Annotated in this window: 25 protein-coding genes; 11 read left to right on the top strand and 14 right to left on the bottom strand. The window is 73.5% G+C overall.

Annotated features, from left to right (window positions below; genetic code table 11):
• Positions 1–942 (bottom strand): LysR family transcriptional regulator, encoded by a 942-nt coding sequence (locus tag ACJX2R_RS43880; RefSeq protein WP_413104626.1) that lies wholly within the window; start codon positions 940–942, stop codon positions 1–3.
• Between the two features lie 73 nt (positions 943–1,015).
• On the opposite strand from ACJX2R_RS43880, the gene ACJX2R_RS43875 reads away from it, so the two are divergent.
• A complete protein-coding gene (locus ACJX2R_RS43875; RefSeq protein ID WP_413104625.1) occupies positions 1,016–1,189 on the top strand; it encodes a hypothetical protein in 174 nt (57 codons plus the stop codon).
• A 32-nt stretch (positions 1,190–1,221) separates the two neighbouring features.
• On the opposite strand, the gene ACJX2R_RS43870 is transcribed toward ACJX2R_RS43875, so the two are convergent.
• The 8 genes from ACJX2R_RS43870 to ACJX2R_RS43835 form a co-directional block, all read right to left on the bottom strand.
• Positions 1,222–1,965, bottom strand: a complete 744-nt coding sequence (locus tag ACJX2R_RS43870; RefSeq protein WP_413104624.1) for a Mut7-C RNAse domain-containing protein — start codon at positions 1,963–1,965, stop codon at positions 1,222–1,224.
• Between the two features lie 110 nt (positions 1,966–2,075).
• Positions 2,076–2,945: a ribonuclease BN gene (locus tag ACJX2R_RS43865; protein WP_413104623.1), complete on the bottom strand. Its 870-nt coding sequence runs from the start codon at positions 2,943–2,945 to the stop codon at positions 2,076–2,078.
• A gap of 150 nt (positions 2,946–3,095) precedes the next feature.
• Positions 3,096–3,977, bottom strand: coding sequence for a MauE/DoxX family redox-associated membrane protein (locus ACJX2R_RS43860; RefSeq protein ID WP_413104622.1), 882 nt, complete (start codon positions 3,975–3,977; stop codon positions 3,096–3,098).
• Positions 3,974–4,609 carry a cell wall protein gene (locus ACJX2R_RS43855; protein ID WP_413104621.1) on the bottom strand — a complete coding sequence of 212 codons (636 nt, stop codon included), beginning with the start codon at positions 4,607–4,609 and terminating at the stop codon, positions 3,974–3,976. The genes ACJX2R_RS43860 and ACJX2R_RS43855 overlap by 4 nt, the downstream gene beginning before the upstream one ends.
• Before the next feature lie 13 nt (positions 4,610–4,622).
• Positions 4,623–5,045, bottom strand: coding sequence for a septal ring lytic transglycosylase RlpA family protein (locus ACJX2R_RS43850; protein ID WP_413104620.1), 423 nt, complete (start codon positions 5,043–5,045; stop codon positions 4,623–4,625).
• A 95-nt stretch (positions 5,046–5,140) separates the two neighbouring features.
• Entirely contained in the window at positions 5,141–6,298 is a 1,158-nt protein-coding gene (locus tag ACJX2R_RS43845) for an acetyl-CoA C-acetyltransferase (protein WP_262702395.1), read from the bottom strand.
• 35 nt (positions 6,299–6,333) lie between these two features.
• Positions 6,334–6,960, bottom strand: a complete 627-nt coding sequence (locus ACJX2R_RS43840; RefSeq protein WP_262702433.1) for a TetR/AcrR family transcriptional regulator — start codon at positions 6,958–6,960, stop codon at positions 6,334–6,336.
• An 84-nt stretch (positions 6,961–7,044) separates the two neighbouring features.
• Entirely contained in the window at positions 7,045–7,830 is a 786-nt protein-coding gene (locus ACJX2R_RS43835) for an SDR family oxidoreductase (protein WP_413106104.1), read from the bottom strand.
• 67 nt (positions 7,831–7,897) lie between these two features.
• Between ACJX2R_RS43835 and ACJX2R_RS43830 the strand changes: the two genes are divergently transcribed.
• The 3 genes from ACJX2R_RS43830 (at position 7,898) to ACJX2R_RS43820 (ending at position 11,325) form a co-directional block, all read left to right on the top strand.
• Positions 7,898–9,088, top strand: a complete 1,191-nt coding sequence (locus ACJX2R_RS43830; protein ID WP_413104619.1) for an acyl-CoA dehydrogenase family protein — start codon at positions 7,898–7,900, stop codon at positions 9,086–9,088.
• A gap of 82 nt (positions 9,089–9,170) precedes the next feature.
• On the top strand, positions 9,171–10,262 hold the full coding sequence (locus tag ACJX2R_RS43825; RefSeq protein WP_413104618.1) for an acyl-CoA dehydrogenase family protein: 1,092 nt from the start codon (positions 9,171–9,173) through the stop codon (positions 10,260–10,262).
• A gap of 58 nt (positions 10,263–10,320) precedes the next feature.
• Positions 10,321–11,325, top strand: a complete 1,005-nt coding sequence (locus tag ACJX2R_RS43820) for a LacI family DNA-binding transcriptional regulator (RefSeq protein ID WP_413104617.1) — start codon at positions 10,321–10,323, stop codon at positions 11,323–11,325.
• 43 nt (positions 11,326–11,368) lie between these two features.
• Here the strand turns inward: ACJX2R_RS43820 and ACJX2R_RS43815 are convergent, their stop codons facing one another.
• Positions 11,369–12,109: a PaaX family transcriptional regulator C-terminal domain-containing protein gene (locus ACJX2R_RS43815; protein WP_413104616.1), complete on the bottom strand. Its 741-nt coding sequence runs from the start codon at positions 12,107–12,109 to the stop codon at positions 11,369–11,371.
• A 117-nt stretch (positions 12,110–12,226) separates the two neighbouring features.
• On the opposite strand from ACJX2R_RS43815, the gene ACJX2R_RS43810 reads away from it, so the two are divergent.
• The 5 genes from ACJX2R_RS43810 (at position 12,227) to ACJX2R_RS43790 (ending at position 16,459) form a co-directional block, all read left to right on the top strand.
• Positions 12,227–13,873, top strand: a complete 1,647-nt coding sequence (locus ACJX2R_RS43810) for an acyl-CoA dehydrogenase family protein (protein ID WP_413104615.1) — start codon at positions 12,227–12,229, stop codon at positions 13,871–13,873.
• Entirely contained in the window at positions 13,870–14,694 is an 825-nt protein-coding gene (locus tag ACJX2R_RS43805) for a crotonase/enoyl-CoA hydratase family protein (RefSeq protein ID WP_413104614.1), read from the top strand. The genes ACJX2R_RS43810 and ACJX2R_RS43805 overlap by 4 nt, the downstream gene beginning before the upstream one ends.
• Positions 14,695–15,158: 464 nt before the next feature.
• Positions 15,159–15,515 (top strand): hypothetical protein, encoded by a 357-nt coding sequence (locus tag ACJX2R_RS43800; RefSeq protein WP_413104613.1) that lies wholly within the window; start codon positions 15,159–15,161, stop codon positions 15,513–15,515.
• Positions 15,502–15,654 carry a hypothetical protein gene (locus ACJX2R_RS43795; protein ID WP_020866297.1) on the top strand — a complete coding sequence of 51 codons (153 nt, stop codon included), beginning with the start codon at positions 15,502–15,504 and terminating at the stop codon, positions 15,652–15,654. Before ACJX2R_RS43800 ends, ACJX2R_RS43795 begins: the two co-directional genes overlap by 14 nt.
• Before the next feature lie 34 nt (positions 15,655–15,688).
• On the top strand, positions 15,689–16,459 hold the full coding sequence (locus tag ACJX2R_RS43790; protein WP_413104612.1) for a DUF4239 domain-containing protein: 771 nt from the start codon (positions 15,689–15,691) through the stop codon (positions 16,457–16,459).
• Here ACJX2R_RS43790 and ACJX2R_RS43785 read toward each other — a convergent pair.
• Together ACJX2R_RS43785 and ACJX2R_RS43780 are read right to left on the bottom strand one after the other, a co-directional pair.
• Positions 16,422–17,714, bottom strand: coding sequence for a cytochrome P450 (locus tag ACJX2R_RS43785; protein ID WP_413104611.1), 1,293 nt, complete (start codon positions 17,712–17,714; stop codon positions 16,422–16,424). The two genes, ACJX2R_RS43790 and ACJX2R_RS43785, sit on opposite strands and share 38 nt — an antisense overlap.
• A gap of 197 nt (positions 17,715–17,911) precedes the next feature.
• Complete coding sequence (locus ACJX2R_RS43780) at positions 17,912–18,763, bottom strand: metallophosphoesterase family protein (RefSeq protein ID WP_413104610.1); 852 nt, start codon at positions 18,761–18,763, stop codon at positions 17,912–17,914.
• A 106-nt stretch (positions 18,764–18,869) separates the two neighbouring features.
• Between ACJX2R_RS43780 and ACJX2R_RS43775 the strand changes: the two genes are divergently transcribed.
• A complete protein-coding gene (locus ACJX2R_RS43775; RefSeq protein WP_413104609.1) occupies positions 18,870–19,331 on the top strand; it encodes a universal stress protein in 462 nt (153 codons plus the stop codon).
• Between the two features lie 65 nt (positions 19,332–19,396).
• Here the strand turns inward: ACJX2R_RS43775 and ACJX2R_RS43770 are convergent, their stop codons facing one another.
• Positions 19,397–19,615, bottom strand: coding sequence for a dodecin (locus tag ACJX2R_RS43770; protein WP_262702409.1), 219 nt, complete (start codon positions 19,613–19,615; stop codon positions 19,397–19,399).
• A 182-nt stretch (positions 19,616–19,797) separates the two neighbouring features.
• On the opposite strand from ACJX2R_RS43770, the gene ACJX2R_RS43765 reads away from it, so the two are divergent.
• Positions 19,798–20,469: a formylglycine-generating enzyme family protein gene (locus ACJX2R_RS43765; protein ID WP_413104608.1), complete on the top strand. Its 672-nt coding sequence runs from the start codon at positions 19,798–19,800 to the stop codon at positions 20,467–20,469.
• 77 nt (positions 20,470–20,546) lie between these two features.
• Here the strand turns inward: ACJX2R_RS43765 and ACJX2R_RS43760 are convergent, their stop codons facing one another.
• Positions 20,547–21,086: a GNAT family N-acetyltransferase gene (locus tag ACJX2R_RS43760; RefSeq protein ID WP_413104607.1), complete on the bottom strand. Its 540-nt coding sequence runs from the start codon at positions 21,084–21,086 to the stop codon at positions 20,547–20,549.
• Between the last annotated feature and the right edge of the window lie 20 nt (positions 21,087–21,106).

The raw sequence follows: 21,106 nt of genomic DNA, 5'->3' as shown, positions 1-21,106 counted from the left end.
TCAGGCGGCGGTTCGGGGCCAGTCGTCCAGGCTCTGGTGGTGGCGCACCGCCTCTTCCAGCGCCGCTTTCCCGAGGGCTATCAGCGGGTTCCGCCCGCTGCCCCGGCGTACGCAGGTGAGGATCCGCCGCGTCGGCATGTTCTCGCCCGCCACCGGCACTCGCGCCACCGCCTGGCCCGCCGGGCCCTCGGCAAGCCGCGGGATGAGCGAGACGCCCAGCCCGTTCCCGACCAGCGACCAGACCGCCGACCAGTGGGTGGCGGCGTGCACGATCCGCGGCGAGAACCCGGCCGCGGCGCACAGCATCCGCACCCGCTGGGCGTGGTCGCAGGTGCCCGGGTCGGCGACGATCCAGTCCTCGGCCGCCGCGTCCTCCAGTCGCACCGACACCGCCCCCGCCAGCCGGTGGTCGGCGGGCACCAGCATGATGTGCGGCTCCTCCAGGAGGGGGCTCTGCTCGAACCGCGCGTCATCCGGCGGCGGCCCGCCCTCGATGGGCTCCACGACCGCGAGATCCACCTCGCCCGCCACCAGCAGGTCCATGCTCTCCTCGGTGTCGCACTCGCGCACCCGCACCAGCAGGTCGGGGTGGCTGTGCCGCAGCCGCCCGGCCGCGGGGGCGATCAGGCCGCTGATCGCGGTGGTGAAGCCCGCGATGCGCAGCGGTCCGGTCATGCCCGCCCGGTAGGACTCCAGCTCCGCCCGCGCCTCCTCCCACCGGGCCAGCAGCGCGTCGGCGTGCTCGATGAGCAGGTGTCCGGCCGGGGTCAGCCGGACGCCGCGGCCGTGCGGCTCCAGCAGCGGGACCCTGAGCTCGCGCGCGAGCTCGCGCATGTGGTGGGAGACCGCGGACGGGGTGAGGTGCAGGGCCTCGGCGGCCGCGGTGACCGTGCCCTGCTGGCGCACCACCCGGAGCATATGAAGCCGACGCAGGTCAATCATGAAATCATTTTGCACATAGGACCCGCAAAACGTGCAATGGACCGCAACGGTCGTCCGGCGTCATCCTGCTGCCATGAACACCGACACGCACACCATCGTTTCCCGGCACACCACCAGCGAGGGCGTCGTCGTCTGGAGCCGCTGCGCCTGCGGACGGCTCCAGATGGTCCTGGTCCCCTACGGCGCCGGCCGCAGGGGAATCGCCGCGGGCGGACATGACTTCCAGTGCTCCCGCTGCGGCCGTTAGCGCGCTCGGCGGCGCGGCGAACGGCCCGGCGCTCAGGACAGCGCGGCCCGCGCGTCGCCGAACTCGCCCAACGCCCCGGCCACGATGGCCTCCAGACGGGCGTGGTGGGCACCGCGCCAGTAGACCCGCTCACAGACCGTGCAGCGGGCGAAGACGTCGTACGTACGCCGGGTGCCGTGCCGCAGCTCCTCCCGGACCGCCTCCTTGTCGGCGTCCTCCAGCGGGCCGTTGCAGGCGGTGCAGCGGGTCCAGGGCGCGAGGTTCGGGGTGAACCGGCCGAGGACGTCGCGCAGTTGCTCATCGGGGCGGTCGCTGTAGACATACGCCCCGGCCCACAGCTCGCGGCGGCGCAGCAGCCCCCGGTCGCGCGAGAGCAGCACCCGGTGCTGGGCGGCGGAGCGCGCGGCCAGCTCGGGGTCGCCGATGTCCTCGTTCTCGTACGCCGCGTCCACGCCCAGCAGCCGCAGCCGCCGCGCGAGCGTGCCCAGGTGCACATCGAGCAGGAAGCGCAGCGGCGCGCCCGGCACCCGCTGCGGGCGGACGACCGGCCGGACCTCCACGGCCTCCCCCGCGCCCGGCACATGCGAGACGGCGGCCTCCTCGCCGTTCACCAGCAGCGTGCCCACCTCGGTGAGCGGCACCCCCAGCGACTCGACCACATGGCCGAGGGTGGAGACGCCGTCGGTGGCGACGGCCGTCCAGGGGCGGCGCCGGTCGGGAACGGCGAAGAATCGCAGTTCAGGGGCGAGGCTGACGTGGATCTCGGGTCCATTCACACCGCCAGCATGCCAGCCGCCCCCGGCCCGGGGCGACGGCGTTTCGGGGTCAGCGGCAACCCCGCGTCGGCCACGTGGCCGTCTCGGGAAAGAGCGCGCGGGCCGGGGCGTCACTCCGGCGGTCCGGCCGCCTTGGTCCGGTCGCGGCGGCGCTTGCGGCGCCAAGCCACCATCCGCAGATAGTCCTCGTGCAGCACCCGCCCGACGAGCGCACCGCCGAAGACCACGAAGCCGACGCCGACCAGCCAGGACTGGACGACCAGGACGGTGCCGACCGGGCCGTAGGAGACGGTGCTGGAGGCGATCAGCGGGGAGAACACCAGCTGGGAGAAGACCCGCAGCCCCAGCAGCCCGATGCTGGTGGCGAGCGCGCCGGGCAGCAGGGCGCCCCAGCTGATCCGCCCGCCGAGCAGCAGCCGCTGCGACCACCAGAAGAACAGCAGCGTGCCCAGCACCGCCACCAGCACCCGGGAGAGGCCGGGCTCCAGATGGGCGGAGAGCAGCAGATAGCAGATGAGCACCACGAGCCACACCAGATGGCGCCAGACGGTGTGCCAGCGGCCGGCCGGCAGCTCCCACACCTTCTCGTAGCCGACCTGGAGCACCGTGCCGAAGCGCAGTCCGAAGATGGCCAGCGTGGCCAGACCGAAGGCGGTGGTGGACTCCAGCGCCTGCTTGGGCGGGGCGAACAGCCGCTGCACCTCGTCCCGCGAGGTCGAGGTCAGCCCAAGGCCCTCGGCCAGCCACTGGGCGAAGCCGAGCCGGTTCACCGGATCGGCCGCGGCGACCACGATCAGCAGGGGCACCAGGGTGAGAAAGCCCAGGGCGGCGAAGCCCATCGCGCGGTGCAGCAGCTCGAATTCGCTGCCCCGGCGCCATCCGCGTCCGATCGCGGACCGGTCGAACGCGTCCTCCAGCCGCTGCCACCAGGACCAGGACCGGGGCCCTCGGGAGCCGGACGCGGTCCGATTCTCGGACATACCCACTCCCCTACTCGCGCCACCGGCTCGACCTGGGCAGTGCCGTCCAGACTACTCGGGGTGGTGACGTCCCGCCGGGAGTTGCGCCGGGACTCCCGGCGGAACACATGTGCGGCGCCCGGACCGCCGTCGGTGCCCGTTCGGCGGGCCTCACGCCGTGGCCATGACCGGGGCCCCGCTGTCCGCGTCGATGACGCTGACCCGGACGGCGGGCTCACGCACCGTGTCCAGGCTGGCCCCGGCGTCCACCGCGAAGAGCACCAGCACGGGCCTCGCGGCCGGGCCGCCCCCGTACACCCCGGCGAACTGGAGGATGCGCCAGCCGCCGTCGTCCCAGTGGTCCAGCAGCGCGGAGCGCACCACGCGGGAGACGCTCTGCCAGGCGCGCGAACGCTCCAGCAGTTCGACGGTCGCGGCGACCGGGACCGCCGTCCGCGCTCCGGTCGCGGCGAGCGGATGCCCGGTGATCCGCAGCCGCAGCCGGCGCAGCGGCATCCGCCAGCGGCGGTCCGGATCGGCGGAGAGGGCCGTCAGGGCCGCCGCGGCGGCCAGGACCACGCACAGCGCCACGGCCGGACGGCGGCCCGCCGCGGTCCACCAGGGCTGCTGGGCCAGGGCCGCCGCGACCCCGCCCGCGAGGACCGCGGCGGCGCGGGCGAAGGCGCGCCAGGTGAGGGGGGCGTCCCGCCGCGCCGTACAGCCGCAGGAGGAGCCGGGCGCGGCGGCGCGGGCGTAGCCGAGGTAGCAGAGGAAGCCCGCGCCGAGGAGGGCGGCCGCCGCCCCCGGGAGCGGGGTGAGGGGCGGCGCCGACAGCGCGGCGGTGAGGAGGAGTTCGACCGCGCCGAGGACGCGGAGGGCGAGCGCGGCCCGACCGCCGTCGCGCAGCAGCGGCGCGAGCGCGGTACGCGGCGCCTGCCGGGCGGTGCCCCGGCCGAACAGCTTGCCCGCACCGGCCGGCCCCAGCACCCCGGCGAGCACCAGCGGGGCGAGGTCGCGGACCAGGGAGTCGAGGTCGCGGACCAGGGCGCTCACCGCCGCCTCCCCGCGCCGGGGGCGACCGCGACCCGGACCAGGTCCACGGAGCCGTCGGACGGCCGCCACGCGCCCAGCACCTGGGCGCTCTGCCCGATGGTGAGCCGGGAGAGGTCGGCGGTGGGCGAGGCGGTGCCGTACGCGGCGCTGGTGGTCTCCGCCATGAGGTTGCCGACGATCTCGTGCCGCCCGTGGGCGAGGTGCAGCCGGGTCTTCTCGATGCCGCGGATGGTGGCGTGGAGGTTCACGATGTTGACCCACACCGCGTCGGCGGCGAGGGTGCCGTCGGGCAGGGGGACGCCACGGGCGTAGAGGCCGTCGCCGGTCTCGATGTCGGCCGCGGTGGTGGCCCGGGCCTTCCAGACGCTGGTGGCGCCCGTGACCCGCACCCGGGAGTGGTCGCCGTAGGAGCCCGCGACCGCCAGGACGTCATCGTTGATCGCGGTGATCCGCCCCTCGGCGAAGGCGCTCTCGGCGACCGCGGGGTCCAGGGGGCGCATGGGCGCCGCGAAGGCGGCGTCGGCGTCCACGGCGCCCAGGGCGGTCGCCCCGACGACGGTGGCGCCGTGGAGGGCGGCGGTGGTGAGGAAGCGACGGCGGTCGAGGGGGTCGCCGGTTCGGTACGCGCTCATGGCCGGGCCCGCCTCATTCGAAGATGGAGACCGGCAGGGTGCCGGAGCTCAGGCTGCCGATGGCGGAGAAGGCGGCGGGGGTGAGGTCGATGACCCGGTTGGTGCGGCAGACCCCGTCGCAGCAGGTGGACTCGGAGCAGAAGCTGCGGGTGCGCGGGCCGCAGTCGCTGACGGTGACACAGACGCTCGCGCCCGAGCAGTCATGGCGCACCTTCATCACCGAGCCGCAGCCGCGCCGGGGTATGGCCTCGCCGCACAGGTCCGGCCGGGTGATGTCCCAGCACGCCTTGGAGGCGTTGGGCCATGCGGCCTGCAAGGCGCTGGACCGGCAGGTGCCGCACGCGCCGCCGCCCGCGGAGGCGCACGGACCCCAGGCGCTGCCACAACAGAACCACGTGGCCTCGCCGTTCCAGAGCTTGGTCGATCCGCACGCCATGGCACTGTCCTCCCGGCCTCGGTCCCGCCCTCGGAGCAGCACCATCATCTGTGGGGCCGGGCACGGTCGCCACGGGAAGGCGTCCGGTCGGAGTCCTACAACCGCTCGACGATCGTGACGTTCGCCTGGCCGCCGCCCTCACACATCGTCTGAAGGCCGTAGCGGCCGCCGGTGCGCTCCAGTTCGTGCAGGAGGGTCGTCATCAGCTTGGCGCCGGTGGCGCCGAGCGGGTGGCCCAGGGCGATGGCGCCGCCGTTGACGTTGACCCGCTCGGGGTCGGCGCCGGTCTCCTTCAGCCAGGCCAGGACGACGGGGGCGAACGCCTCGTTGATCTCGACCAGGTCGATGTCGCCGATGGTCAGCCCGGTCTTCTTCAGCGCGTGCGCGGTCGCCGGTATGGGCGCGGACAGCATCCGGATCGGGTCCTCGCCGCGCACCGACAGATGGTGCACCCGGGCGCGCGGGGTCAAGCCGTGCTCCCGTACGGCCTGTTCGGAGGCGAGCAGCAGGGCCGCGGCGCCGTCGGAGACCTGGGAGGAGAGCGCGGCGGTGAGCCGCCCGCCCTCGATGAGCGGCTTGAGCGCGGCCATCTTCTCCAGACTGGTGTCCCGGCGCGGCCCCTCGTCCACCGAGACGTCCCGGAACGGGACGGTCTCGCGGTCGAAGCGGCCCTCGTCGATGGCGCGCAGCGCCCGCTGGTGCGAGCCCAGGGCGAACTCCTCCATGGCCTCGCGGGTGATGCCCCACTTCTCGGCGATCAGCTCGGCGCCGTAGAACTGGCTGACCGGCCGGTCGCCGTAGCGCGCCCGCCATCCCTCCGAGCCCGCGAAGGGGCCCTCGGTCAGCCCCAGGGGCGCACTGGCCTTGCCGCTCGCGAAGCCGATGGGCACCATCGACATGTTCTGCACCCCGCCCGCGACCACCAGGTCCTGGGTGCCGGAGAGCACCGCCTGGGCGGCGAAGTGCAGGGCCTGCTGCGAGGAGCCGCACTGCCGGTCGACGGTCACGCCCGGGACCTCCTCCGGGAGCCCGGCGGCCAGCCAGCAGGTGCGCGCGATGTCCCCGGCCTGCGGGCCCACGGTGTCCAGACAGCCGAAGACGACGTCCTCGACGGCGGCCGGGTCGGCGCCCGAGCGCTCCATCAGGGTGCGCAGGACATGGGCGCCGAGGTCGGCGGGGTGGACGGAGGCGAACCCGCCCTTCCGCCGTCCCACCGGTGTCCTTACCGCTTCCACGATGTATGCCTCGGGCATGGCAGCTCCTTGGGGTCCCTCAGGTCATGACGGTCTTACGGTCGTTGTGTCTTCGGTTGTGCCGGGTCCCGGCGTTCTTCTCGCGGTGTGATGCCGTCCAGGACCATCGACAGATACTGCCGGGCGATCTCCTCGGCGCTGTGCCCGCCGCCCGGTCGGTACCAGGAGGCGGCGACCCACACCGTGTCGCGCAGGAAGCGGTACGCCAGCCGGGTGTCGAGGTCGGCGCGGAAGGCCCCCTCGGCCACTCCGCGCTCGAGCGTGCCCAGCCATGCCCGCTCGAACCTCGCCTGCGATTCGGTGAGATAGCGGAAGCGCGGCTGAGTGGACAGGTGTTTGGACTCCTTCTGGTAGATCGCGACGGCGGCGCGGTGCCGGTCGATCTCCCGGAAGGACTCGGTGACGAGTGCCTCGACGGTCTCCCGGGGGCCGAGTCCGGCGCCGAGCACCTCGTCGTACCCGGCCCAGAGCTCGTTCAGGAAGGTGGAGAGGATCTCGTCGACCATCGACTCCTTGGAGTCGAAGTGGTAGTAGAGGCTGCCCGCGAGCATCCCCGCCTCGTCCGCGATCCGGCGGACGGTGGTCGCGTTGTACCCCTGGGCGGCGAAGACCTCCGCCGCGGTCGAGAGCAGTTCGCGCCGTCGCTCGGGGGACGGGGTCACGGTCGTCTTCTTCTCGCTGTTCTTCGCACTGTTTCCGGTGGAAGCGCGGTTCCTGGTGGAATTCGGCACGTTCTCATTCTCGCCTCATGGGTGCTGGCTGCTCACGGACACCGTCTCGCCCGTCATGTACGACGAGTAGCCGCTGGCCAGGAAGACGATGACGTTGGCCACCTCCCAGGGCTCGGCGTACCGGCCGAAGGCCTCGCGCTCGGTGAGCTCGGCCAGCAGTTCGGGGGTGGTGACCTTCACCAGATGCGGATGCATGGCCAGGCTCGGCGAGACCGCGTTGACCCGCACCCGGTACGCGGCGGCCTCGACCGCGGCGCAGCGGGTGAGCGCCATGACGCCCGCCTTGGCCGCCGCGTAGTGGGCCTGACCGGCCTGGGCACGCCAGCCGACGACCGAGGCGTTGTTGACCACGACGCCACCGTGGCCGCCCGCCTTCATCCGGCGCAGCGCGGCGCGGGTGCAGCGGAAGGTGCCGTTCAGGGTGACGTCGATGACCTTGTCCCACTGTTCGTCGGTCATCTCGGTCAGCAGGGCGGTGCCACCGAGCCCGGCGTTGTTGACCACCGCGTCCAGCCGTCCGTGGCGCTCCTCGGCGAGGTCGTACAGCGCGGTGATCTGGGCCTCGTCGGTCACATCGCTGACGCGTCCGGCGACCCGCTCCTCGCCGAACTCCCCGGCGAGCGTGGCCACCGTCTCCTTCAGCCGGCGCTCATGGGCGTCACCGAGGACGACGCGCGCGCCCTCCTCGAGGAACCTGCGGGCCGTGGCGCCGCCGATTCCGGTGCCCGCGGCGGCGGTGATGACGGCCGTGCGACCGGTAAGGAGGCCATGGCCGGGGACGTACGGCGCCTTGTTGTCCATCACGACACCACGGTAACCTACCAAACACTTGTTAGGGAACCCGCACGGAGCCGATGGAGGGGCGCCGATGGACCTCGATCTCACCGAGCGGCAGTCGGCGTTCCGGGCCGAGGCCCGGCGGTGGCTGGCCGCGCACACACCCGCCGCTCCCCTCCCCTCCCTGGAGACCGCCGAGGGGTTCGCGGCGCACCGCGCCTGGGAGCGCGCCCTCGCGGCCGACCGCTGGTCGGCGGTGACCTGGCCCGAGGAGTACGGCGGCCGGGGCGCTTCGGTGATCGAGTGGCTGCTGTTCGAGGAGGAGTACTACGCGGCGGGCGCGCCCGGCCGGGTGAGCCAGAACGGGATCAGCCTGCTCGCCCCCACCCTCTTCGAGCACGGCAGCGCCGAGCAGCGCGCCCGGATCCTGCCGCCGATGGCACGCGGAGAGACGATCTGGGCCCAGGCGTGGTCCGAGCCGGAGTCGGGCTCCGACCTCGCCTCGCTGCGCTCCACCGCCCGCCGCACCGACGGCGGCTGGCGCTTGAGCGGACAGAAGACCTGGTCGTCCCGGGCCGCCTTCGCGGACCGGGCCTTCGGCCTGTTCCGCAGCGGCCCGGCGGCGGACGCCCCGCACCGGGGGCTGACGTATCTGATGTTCGCCCTGGACGCGCCCGGTGTGACCGTGCGCCCCATCGGCCGCATCGACGGCAAGCCCGCCTTCGCCGAGCTCTTCCTGGACGAGGTGTTCGTCCCCGACGAGGACGTCATCGGCGAGCCGGGGCAGGGCTGGCGCATCGCTATGAGCACGGCGGGCAACGAGCGCGGGCTGACCCTGCGCAGCCCCGGCCGGTTCACCGCGGCGGCGCGGCGCCTGGTGGCGCTGTGGCGGGAGCGGGCGGACGCGGCCGGGAGCGATGCGGGGACCGAGGCGGCCGCGCTGCGCGACCGGGTCGCCGACGCGGTGATCCGCGCCCGCGCGTATGAGCTCTTCGCCTACGCGGGCGCCTCCCGGCTGGCCGCCGGGGACTCGCTCGGGGCCGAGTCCAGCCTGAACAAGGTCTTCTGGTCGGAGCTGGACATCGCCCTCCACGAAACGGCGCTGGACCTGCTGGGCCCCCACGGCGAACTGTCCGACGCCGCCGACGACCCGGACGCGCCCGGCCCGTGGTCCGACGGCTACACCTTCGCCCTGGCGGGCCCGATCTACGCGGGCACGAACGAGATCCAGCGCGACATCATCGCCGAGCGGCTGCTGGGCCTGCCGAAGGGACGCCGGTGAGGGTGACGGGCCCGTGGCCGAGGCCGAGGCGGGGCGTCCCGTGGCAGATGACGAGCCCATTGGCTGACGAGGGGACGCTCGGATGAGGTTCATGCTGGATCAGGCGCAGACGGACTTCGGCCGCACCGTGGACCGGATGCTCGGCGGGGCCGACACGCCGCACGCCATCCGGGCCTGGGGGCGCGGCGAGCACGCGCCGGGGCGCGCGGTGTGGGGGCGGCTCGCCGACGCCGGGGTGACCGGGCTGGCCGTACCGGAGGCGTACGAGGGCGTCGGGCCGCTGCCCGTCGAGCTGGGCGTGGCGTACGTCGCGGCGGGACGGCACGCCGTGCCGGGGCCCCTGGCCGAGACGGCCGCCGCCGCGGTGCTGCTGGGGACGCTCACCGAGGGCGGCACGGCGCGGAGCGGTCAGGTGGCCAAGGACTGGCTGCCCCGGATCGCCGACGGACGGGCGCTGGTGACGCTCGCGGCGGCCGACGGCGGGCCGTACGCGCTGGACGCGGACGCCGCCGACGCCGTCTTCGCCGTCGCGGGCGAGGAGCTGTGGCTGGCCCCGGGGCACGGGCCGGTCCAGCCCTCGTTCGACCCGGCCCGGCGGCTGGCCCGGCCGCTGCCCGGCGGTGAGTTGCTGGCCCGGGGCCCGGCCGTGGCCGAGGCCGCCGTGCGCGCCGCGGACTGGGCCGCCTTCGCCACGGCCGCGCTGTCGCTCGGCACCGGGCTCGCGCTGGTGGAGCGCACCGCGGCGTATGTCGGGCAGCGCACCCAGTTCGGCCGCCCGATCGGCTCCTTCCAGGCGGTGAAGCACCGGCTGGCGGACGCGCTCATCGGCCTGGAGTTCGCCCGGCCGCTGCTGTACGGGGCCGCGGTGGCGCTCGCGTCGGGGCCCACGGGCGGCGCGCTCGCGTCCGGGCCCACGAGCGGTACGCACACCTCCGGGCCCACGAGCGGCGCCCACGCGTCGGGGCCCACGAGTAACGTCCGGGCGGAGGTCGCCGCGGCGAAGGTGGCCACCGGCGAGGCCGCGTACACGGCCGCGCGCACCGCCCTCCAACTGCACGGCGCGCTCGGCTACACCGACGAGTACGACCTCTCGCTGTGGATCCGCAAGGCCCGCGCCCTGCGCTCCGCCTGGGGCTCCCCGTCGGTTTGCCGCGCCCGCGTCCTCGCGCCCTGACCGGTCTTGATCCATGCTGTATCGACCCGTCAGTGAGCGAACAGCGAGGTATGCGCGGATGCACCGGCCCCGGCCAACCCTGGAGAGCGTGGCGCGGCGCGCGGGTGTCTCGCGCGCCACCGTCTCCCGTGTCGTCAACGGCTCGACCAAGGTCGGTGAGGACAGCCGTGAGGCGGTCCTGAGCGCCATCCAGGAGCTGGGCTACATCCCCAACCAGGCGGCCCGCAGCCTGGTCACCCAGCGCACCGACTCCTTCGCGCTGGTGCTCCCCGAGGAGCCGGGCCGGGTCTTCTCCGACGACCGGTTCTTCCCTGGCGTGGTGCGCGGGGTGAGCCAGGAGCTGGAGGCCGCGGACAAGCAGCTGGTGCTGATGATGGCCCGCTCCGCCGCCAGCCGTGACCGCATCGAGCGCTTCGCGCTGGCCCGGCATGTGGACGGGGTCATGGTCGCGTCGATGCACGGCGCCGATCCGCTGCCCGCCGCGCTGACCCGGATGGGCATCCCGGTGGTCTGCAACGAGCGGGTGCCGGGCCCGGCGTCGCCGCCGTACGTGGGGGTGGACAACGCGGCGGGCGCGGCACTGGCCGTGGAGCATCTGATCCGCTCCGGGCGCACCCATATCGCCACGGTCGCGGGCCCGCGGGACATGGTGGCCGGGATGGACCGGCTGTCGGGCTACCGGGCCGCGCTGGACGGGGCGCGGCTGGCGGCGCATGTCGCGGTCGGGGACTTCACCCAGGAGTCGGGGGCGGTGGCGATGCGGGAGCTGCTGGACCGGGAGCCCCGGCTGGACGGGGTGTTCGTGGCCTCGGACCTGATGGCGATCGGGGTGCTGCGGGCGCTGCGCCGGGCCGGCCGGCGGGTGCCGGACGACGTGGCGGTGGTCGGCTTCGACGACATAGAGCCCGCGCGCTACACCGAACCCCCGCTGACCACCGTGCGCCAGCCGATAGGCGGCATCGGCCGCCGTCTGGCCCGCCAGCTGCTGCGCCTGACCGCGGGAGAGAGCATCGAACCGGCGCTGGTCCTCCCCACGGAGCTGGTGATCCGCGAATCGGCGTAGCCGGGCGCGGGGCGGCCTCCACCGCCAGGGGGCACCGCCGTGGTCAGCCGCCCGCGTATCGCGGCAGCCACGCCCGGAAGTCGCGTTCGAAGGCGTCGTAGCGGCGGCGCAGCTCCGCACCCGGCCAGTCCTCCGGCAGGAGCCGGGCGGGGAGGACGGGGTCGGCGAGCAGGTGGCGGAGGGCGGCGGCGGCCACGGTGAAGCGGTCGGCCGGTTCCTCCGCGTCGTCCAGCGCCGCGCCGAGCAGCTGGGCCTGGTGGGCCCAGCCGTCCAGGTCCCACAAGCGCGCGGCGAGCTCGGCCGGATCGCCTTCCGGCCCGCCGGTGAACCAGCCGCACTGCTCGGCGGCGACGTCCGGGCGCGGGTGGACCAGGTTGGCGGGGCGCATCCAGGTGCCCTCGCGCAGTTCGGCCAGGCGCAGGGCGGCCATGGCCTGGCGGAGGGCGGCGCGCTCGGCCGCCTCGCGCCGGTCGGAGGTGACGATCGCGATCTCCCAGGTGCCGTCCCAGCGGCGGGTGCGGGGGGCGCGGCTCTCGTCCTGTCGCGCCTGGCGGGCCAGCAGCCGGTCGGTGAGCCGGTAGGTGCCACCGCTCTGCTCCAGGTCACCGGCGGCGACCATACGGGTGAGCGCGACCCGGATGGTGCCCTCGGCGGTGCCGAAGAGCGCGCCGACGCGCACCAGGGCGCGGGCGGGCAGCTGGGGCGGGTGCAGGCCCAGCAGGGTGCTGAGCACGACCGAGCGCGCGGTCAGCGGCCGCAGGGTGGGGGCTCCGGTGTCGTCCATGGTTACGCGAAACCCTATCCATTACAGTTCGACGTCGCGCATACTGGAAGTGTAAGACCCGGGAATATGAGACCCGGCCGGGCCCGGGAGACCACCGCGAACGAGGAGATGTCTGCCATGAGCGCCACGCACGAGGTCCTCAACCAGGCCCCGCCGCTCATCGGCTTCAGCACCGCGGACGACCCCGCTCTGCTGGAGGCCCTGCGGCGGCACGGCGGCGGCTGGGGCGAACAGGAGGTGCGGGACCTGGGCGCGCGGGCCGGTTCCGCCGAGGTGCAGGACTGGGCGCGGATGGCCGAGGAGCACCCCCCGGTGCTGCACACCCACGACCGCTACGGTCACCGCGTCGACGAGGTCGAGTACCACCCCGCCTACCACCAGCTGATGGGCGTCGCCGTGGAGAGCGGCCAGCACGCGGCGGCGTGGGCCGAGACCCGCCCCGGCGCCCATCTGGTGCGCGCGGCCAAGTTCTACGCCTTCGCACAGGCCGAGCCCGGCCATGGCTGCCCGATCTCCATGACGTACGCCGCGGTCCCGGCGCTGCGCGCCGAGCCGGAGCTCGCCGCCGGGTACGAACCGCTGCTGGCCGCCCGCGCCTACGACTTCGGGCTGCGCCCGCCGCTCGGCAAGCGGGGCCTGATCGCGGGCATGTCGATGACGGAGAAGCAGGGCGGCTCGGACGTCCGCGCCAACACCACCCGGGCCGTACCGGACGGCGAGGGCCGCTACGTGCTCACCGGCCACAAGTGGTTCACCTCCGCGCCGATGAGCGATGTCTTCCTGACGCTGGCCCGGACGGAGGAGGGGATCACCTGCTTCCTGGTGCCCCGGGTGCTGCCGGACGGCAGCCGCAACCCGCTGCGGCTGATGCGGCTCAAGAACAAGCTGGGCAACCGCTCCAACGCGTCGGCCGAGATCGAGTACGAGTCCGCCCTCGCCTGGCGGGTCGGCGAACCGGGCCGCGGGGTGCGGACCATCGTGGAGATGGTCAACGTCACCCGGCTGGACTGCGTCATCGGCTCGGCGGCGGGCATGCGGGCCGGGCTGCGGCAGGCGCTGCACCACGCCGAGCACCGCCGGGCGTTCGGCGCCGAGCTGGTCGACCAGCCGCTGATGCGCAATGTGCTCGCCGATCTGGCGGTCGAGTCGGAGGCGGCCACCACGCTCGCGATGCGGCTCGCGTCCGCGCTGGACCGTGCCGAGGACGGGGACGAGAGCGAGGCGGCGCTGCGCAGGCTGGGGCTCGCGGTGAGCAAGTACTGGGTGTGCAAGCGCGGCGCCACCCATGCCGCCGAGGCCCTGGAGTGCCTGGGTGGCAACGGCTACGTGGAGGAGTCCGGGATGCCGCGCCTGTATCGCGAGGCGCCCCTGCTCTCGATCTGGGAGGGCTCGGGGAACGTCGCGGCGCTCGACGTGCTGCGCGCGCTGGGCCGGGAGAACGGCGCCCTGGAGGCGTTCCTGGCCGAGGTCGACGCCGCGGCCGGGGCGGACGCCCGGCTGGACGCGGCCGTGGACCGGCTGCGCGGGCTGCTGCCGCAGCTCACCGACCCCGAGCGGGCGCAGCTGCTGGCGCGCCGGCTGGCCGAGCAGATGACGCTGGTGCTCCAGGGCAGCCTGCTGGTGCGGTACAGCCATCCGGCGGTCGCCGACGCGTTCTGCGCCTCGCGGCTCGACGGGGACTGGGGGCACGCCTTCGGCACCCTGCCGCCCGGCACCGATACCGGCCCGATCCTGGAGCGGGCCCGCCCGAAGGACGCGCGGTGACGCCCACGGGCGGTGCGGCCGACGCCGGGGCAGCGGAAGACGCGGCCGGTGCGCGCCTTACGGTTCGCACGGAGCGGGCGGGCCCGGTCACCACGGTCGTGCTCTCCCGGCCAGAGGTGCGCAACGCCGTCGACGGCGCGACCGCCATGGCGCTGGCCGACGCCTTCCGCGCCTTCGACGCCGATCCGAAGGCGCGGGTCGCGGTGTTGTGGGGCGAGGGCGGCACCTTCTGCTCCGGCGCCGATCTGAAGGCGGTCGGCACACCGCGCGGCAACCGGGTGGCCGAGGACGGCGACGGCCCGATGGGGCCCACCCGGCTGCGGCTGTCCAAGCCGGTGATCGCGGCGGTCAGCGGCCACGCGGTGGCGGGCGGGCTGGAGTTGGCGCTCTGGTGCGATCTGCGCGTCGCCGAGGAGGACGCGGTCTTCGGGGTGTTCTGCCGCCGCTGGGGCGTCCCGCTGATCGACGGCGGAACGGTAAGGCTGCCACGGCTGATCGGCGCCGGCCGGGCGATGGACCTGGTGCTGACGGGACGGCCGGTGCCGACCGACGAGGCGTACGCCATCGGGCTCGCCAACCGCGTCGTACCGCCGGGGCGGGCGCGCGCTGAGGCGGAGCGGCTGGCGGCCGAGATCGCCCGCTTTCCGCAGACGTGTCTGCGCTCGGACCGGGCCTCGCTGCTGGAGCAGGAGGGGCTGCCCGAGGACGAGGCCATGGCGCGGGAGCTGCGCCACGGTCGGGCGGCGCTGGCCGAGGGGCTGGACGGCGCGGCGCGGTTCGCCGCGGGCGCGGGACGGCATGGGAGCTTCGGCGAGCCGTGACCGGCGCGCTCGGCTGCGACCGGGGCCCACCGCCCCGGTCAGCCGAGCGCGCATGAGGGGAATGTCCTCGGCTGAACAGGGGAATGTCCTCGGCTGAACCTCGATGCGCCAATGTCAGCACCGCCCGTTCCCCTATTCGGGGTAATTCCGGTGGTCACACGGCTGGCGGGCGCCCATTCGGCCGAACATCTCCTCGTGAAGCGATGGCAGCGCGTATGGCGTGCGGGGGTCCTGGCCACTGCCCTTGTCCTCACCTCGGCGGGGGCGACAGCCCTGGCCGACGGGGACGGTGACGGTCCGGCGAACGCGCCCGCCTCCCCTCGGCCGACGGCCGATACCCGGTCCTGGGCCGGGGGCCCGGACGACGGACCGTTCGCCTCGGTGCGGATCCGGATCGGTCCGGGCCTGTGTGTGTGCGTCGCCGCCTCGGCGGGCCCGGTCGGCCTCGTCGCCCGATACGGCTGGTGCCCCAAACCGCCCAAGCCGACGCCGACCCCTACGCCCACGCCCACCCCCACACCGACACCCACGCCGTCGCCGACTCCTACGCCCACCCCGACGCCGACGCCGTCCTCGACGCCCACCCCCAGTCCGTCCGCCACTCCGAGCCGTACGCCCACGCCGACCCCCACTCCTCCCCCCACCCCGACGCCGCGGGCCCCCTCCCCCACGCCCGCTCCGCGGCTCCCCGCGCCGGGGCCCACACGCGCGCCCGCGCTTCCGCCGCCGTCCCCGCCCTCGCGTACCCAGCCTCCGGCATCACCCCCCGCGCCGGCTCCCGCACCGACCAGGACCCGTGCCGTCGAGATGCACGCGTATGAGAAACCCGCGCGCAAGAAGCCCGACGACGGGACCTCCTTGGTGACCTTCACTCTGCTGCTCACCGCGCCCGCGGTCCTCGCGGCCGCCGCTCTCCGTCCGCGTTCGCGCTCCGGCGCGCGCGGCGGGCGGCGCGGCTGATGGCCCACCGCCGAACCGCTTGGGAGGTTCATCCATGCCCGAATGGCTGATTATGACCCTGGTGATGGCCGGGACCTGCGCGGTCGTGGTGACCGGGGCGGTCCTCAACTCCCGCAGACTCGGGGAGGACGACGATCCGGACGAGACCCCCGATGTCCTCGACTACATGATCATGATGATCGGCGTGGTCTACGCGATCGTGCTGGGCCTGGCCATCGCCGGTGTCTGGGAGGCGCGCTCCGCCGCGCAGGACGGGGCCCGTACGGAGGCTCAGGCGCTGCACGAGGTGGCCGAGCGGGCGAGCATCTACCCCGGTCCGGTGCGCGACCGCATCCGTGACGACGTGGACGCGTATGTGGACCATGTGGTGCACACCGAGTGGAAGGTGATGATCGACAAGGGTGAGCTCACCGACCGCGGCACCGAGCTGCTGACCACCCTGCGCCGCGATGTCACCCACGCGGCCCCGCACAACGACCTCCAGTCGCAGGCGTATCAGCCGATGGTGGATCAGGTGGCCGCCGTGGACGACGCGCGCGGCGCCCGGCAGCAGAGCGCGGGGCCCACCATGCCGCCGCTGGTCTGGTTCGGCCTGGTGCTCGGCGCGGCGCTGGTGATCGGACTGGTCTTCACCCTGCAAATCCGCCGCTCGCCCCGGGAGCTGATGCTCGCGGTGATGTTCACCGCGCTCATCGTCTTCCTGCTGTTCCTGGTGTGGGACTTCGACGAGCCCTTCGGACGGTCGGTCGGCGACTCGACCACGGCCTTCACCGATCTGTTTCCCAGCGCACGGGGAGGGTCTTGAGGCCGTTCTGGAAGTTGGAGGTGAGCCGCACCGGCTCACCGTCCCGGCGCAGTCCCGGCAGCCGGTCCAGGGCGGCGCGCAGCATGGCCCGCATCTGGACCCGGGCCAGATGCGCACCCAGGCACACATGCGGTCCGAAGCCGAAGCTCAGATGGTCGTTGGGGGCGCGGGTGATGTCGAACCGGTCGGGGTCGGTGAACACCGTCTCGTCGCGGTTGGCCGAGGCATGGAAGACGACGACCTTCTCACCGCGCCGGATGAGCTGTCCGCCGAGCTCCACATCGCGGGTGGCGGTGCGCCGGAAGTCGATGACGGGCGGCCAGTAGCGCAGCATCTCCTCCACCGCGGAGCCGGTCAGCTCGGGCCGGTCGATCAGCAGCCGCAGGCTCTCGGGGTGGTCGAGCAGGGTGAGCAGCCCGCCGGGGATGCCGTTGCGCAGCGTCTCGTTGCCCGCCACGGCGAAGAGGAAGAACATGTTCTCGAACTCGTCCCGGCTCAGCCCGCCCTCCCGCATCCGCGCCATCACACTGCCCGGCCGTGGCCGCTCGGCGAGTGCGTGGGCGTACGCGAACATATCGGCCAGGGCCTCGCGGGAGCGCGGGTTCATCGGCCGGCCGTCGGGGCGGCGCGGCGCCGAGGACGGCCGGTGGGCGAGGGCGGCGCGCCCGATGGGGCTCAGCTCCTCGCGGGCCGCGGTGGACAACCCGGCGTAGTCGGCGTCCTGGTAGCCGATCACCCTGCCGGCCCAGTCGAACAGCAGCCGTCGGTCGCCCTCGGGGACGCCCATCACCTGGGCGAGGGTCCAGACCGGCAGATCGGCGGCGAGCTCCACGAAGTCGGCCTCGCCGCGCCCGGCCACGGAGTCCACGAGCGCCGCGGCCCGCTCCTCGATGGCCGCCTCCAGCTCCCGTACGGCGCGAGGGGTGAAGGCCGCGGCGACGATGCGGCGGCTGCGGGAGTGGTCTGGCGGGTCCTGGTTGAGCATCATCGCCCGCACGAACTCCAGGTCGGCGGGCGTGTCGGGGTCCCGGATCTGGGTGGCCCCGAGGTGGGAGGAGAAGACCTCGGGGGTGCGCAGGACGTGTTTGACGTCGGCGTGCCGGAACACCGCCCAGAAGCCGGGGCCGGCCGGCCAGGCCCCGACCGCGGGCTCGTCGATCCGGCAGACGGGGCGGGTGGCCCGCAATTCGCCGAACAGGGCGTACGGGACACCGGCGGTGTAGGTCTCGGGGAGGAACGCCTCGACAGGGTTCACAGCCGAGACCGTACGGCGCCGCCCTCCGGGCCCGTCAAGACACCCCGCGCGTCAGGACGCGCCGCCCCACAAGGTCCAGTGCCACCCCGAGCACCGTCGCGACGCCCCCGAGCACCGTCGCGACGCCCCCGAGCACCGTCGCGATGCCCTCAGCACCCTCGCGATGCCCCCGGGCCCACCGGACACCGCGCGGCCCCCTACGGCACCGGCACCGGGAGGATCCGGCGCAGCGGGTCCTCGGGCAGCCGGCCGTGGGCCTTCCACTCCCTGGGGTAGCCGACCGAGACCTCCTGGAACTTCACCCCGTCCTCCACCGTCGTCCGGGGGATGTGCAGATGGCCGTAGACGACCGTCTCGGCCCGGAACCGCACATGCCAGTCGGCGGTCAGCTCGGTGCCGCACCACAGGGCGAAGTCGGGGTAGCGCAGCACCCGGGTGGGCAGCCGGGTCATCGGCCAGTGGTTGATGAGCACGGTCCGCAGCTCCGGGTCGATGGCCGCCAGCCGCGCCTCGGTCTCGGCGACCCGGGCCCGGCACCACGCGTCGCGGGTGGGGTAGGGGTCGGGGTGCAGGAAGTGCTCGTCGGTGCAGACCACCCCCGCCTCATGGGCGTGGGCCAGCGCGGCCTCCTTGGTGGCCAGGCCGTCGAGGCGGAAGGTGTAGTCGTAGAGCAGGAACAGCGGGGCGATGACCAGCGGCCCGCCGACGCCCTCCCAGAGCGGATAGGGGTCCTCGGGCGTGACGATGCCCTTCGCCCGGCACATCTCCACCAGCGCCTCGTAGCGCGCCACCCCCCTGACTTCCAATGGGTCCTTGGGATGGGTCCACAGTTCGTGGTTCCCGGGTGACCAGATGACTTTGGCGAAGCGCTCGCTCAGCAGGCCGAGAACCTCCTCGATCTCGGAGAAGACCTCGCCGACGTCCCCCGCGACGATCAGCCAGTCGTCGTCGGAGCCGGGCCGCAGCCGCTCGACGATCGCCCGGTTCTCCGGATAGGCCACATGAAGGTCGCTGATGGCGAGGAGTTCGCCCCCGTGGGTGCCGCCCATTGTCTCTCCTGTCGTACGGTGGCGGTCATGACGCGGTCGCGGTGCGCGAGCACCGCTTGACGGGCCGGGTGATCACCGGACCGTCCCTGGCGCTAGCCTCGCAGATGTGGTGGACAAACTCCCTCCGTCTTTTGAACGGGGAACCGACGGACCGAAGGTCATCGTGGCCGGACTGGACGGTTCCGAATCCTCCTGGCGCGCCACGGCCTACGCCGCCGGGCTGGCCAGACGCCAGAAGGCGCTGCTGGTCGTGGTCTACATCCAGCCGGTGCTGGCCGCGGGGGCGGCGCTCGGTGCCTCGGTGTCCGACACCACGGGTGAGGTGGCCGAGGAGCTGATGCGGGAGATGCGGGAGGCCACCGAGCGGCTGCGCGGGGTCTTCGAGGTGCGCTGGGAGTTCCACACCTTCCGGGGCGATCCGTACAACGGCCTGGCCCAGGCGGCCGATGAGCTCAAGGCCGACGCCGTGGTGGTGGGCGCGTCCGAGCAGGCCGGGCACCGCTTCATCGGCTCGGTGGCCGTACGGCTGGTCAAGGCCGGGCGCTGGCCGGTCACCGTGGTGCCGTAGAGGCCGCACGTCCGGCTCGCGGAGCCCGGCCCGGTGAGGCACCGTGCAGCGTGCGCTCGAGTCCGTCAGGACGTCGTGTCCTCCAGCCGGAATCCGAGCTTCAGCCCCACCTGGTAGTGCGCGATGCGCCCGCCTTCGAGGTGCCCGCGGATCTCCGTGACCTCGAACCAGTCCAGTTCCCGAAGAGTCTTCGAAGCCCGGTCGACGCCACTCCTGATCGCGTCGTCGATGCTCTCGGTGGACGAGCCGACGAGTTCCGTCACCCGGTATGTGTGGCCGGACATACGCCTCTCCCCTCAACAGGAATCCCCCTCCACCGTGCACCGCGCGATCCACCCCCGCGACTTTACAGCGTCATCCGGGAACGTCCGCGAACGCAAAGCAGCCCCGCCCGGCGCCACGGGGGTGACGTTTGGACAGGGCCACACGGGTTGTCCAGAACGGGTACCGATATGATCACCTGTCCATGGACGCGAGCGCGGGAAAGATGATCGCCATCCCGCCGGGGCAGGTAACGCTGTCGGACCGGCGGACACAGCGCAGCTGGTCGGTCGAGCTTGCGCCCTACGAACTCGCGGCTCTCCCAGTCACCCAGGCACTGTACTCACAGGTCACCGGCTTGTGGCCGAGCACCGCCCAGGGCACCCCGCTGCCCGTCGAGAGCGTTTCCTGGTGGGATGCGGTCCACTTCTGCAACGTCCTGTCCCAACGCGACGGGTTCGCGCCCGCCTACCACCTCCATGCCGACGGCGAAGGCATCGAGTGGGACGCGTCCGCCGACGGGTACCGGCTGCCTACCGAAGCCGAGTGGGAGCACGCCTGCCGCGCCGGTACGACCGGACCGCATTACGGACCTCTCGACGAGATCGCTTGGTATCGCGGCAACTCCCACGAGCAGATCCACGACGTGGGCCGCAAACGGCCCAACCCGTGGGGCCTCTACGACATGCTCGGCAACGTCTGGGACTGGTGCTGGGACATCTACGACGCCGAGGTCTACGGCGCCTACAGGGTGCTACGCGGCGGAGGCTGGTTCGACGAGCACTGGAGCTGCCGGGCCTCCGCGCGGCGGCGCAGCCACCCGACTTTCCAGGTCGACGACGTGGGATTCCGCATCGCGCGTTCCCTCGTGTGCTGATCCACGTGTGCTGATCCACGTGTGCTGATCCACTCCAGAACGCGAACCACATGTCCTGCCTCACGCAGGCGCCGAGCTCAGCCGGACGGCGTGACCGTGGACCGCAGGCCGAGCCACTGCTCGGCGTCCCATGCGTGGAACCGCTCTACCTCGGTGAACCCCAGCTTCGCCGCGAGGCGCATCGAGCCGACGTTGGCGGTCTGGGTGGTGAGCACCACCGGCTCGCCGGGAAGGACGCCGTCGAACCAGTCGAGTGCCGCCGCGCACGCCTCGGCGGCGTACCCGAATCCCCACGCCCGCGGCAGGAACAGGTAGCCGAGCTCGACCTTCCCCACGGCGGCCGGACGGCGGTGCCCCGTCGCTCTCCTGAGCAGGATCTGGCCGATCATCGCCTCGTCGAGATCAACGACGAAACTCCCAGGCCGCCGCTCGGGCGTCCCGGGCATCTCGCGCTCGAGCTCGTCCCGCGGCCGGGGGCCGCCGAGGTAGGTGTGCACCTCTGGCGACGCCAGCAGGTCGATGAACGCCGGACGGTCCCGGGCCTCGGGCTCGCGGAGCACGAGCCGCTCGGTCCGTATCGGGGCAGGTGGCCAGGTGACGGATCCTGGTTCAGTCATGGCGGGCAACCTGTCCCACG

It is taken from the genome of Streptomyces sp. Inha503, from assembly GCF_047215865.1.
Lineage (GTDB): Bacteria > Actinomycetota > Actinomycetes > Streptomycetales > Streptomycetaceae > Streptomyces > Streptomyces lycopersici.
Note: the sequence above shows the minus strand (reverse complement) of the source record. Positions and strands in the feature narration are given on the sequence as shown.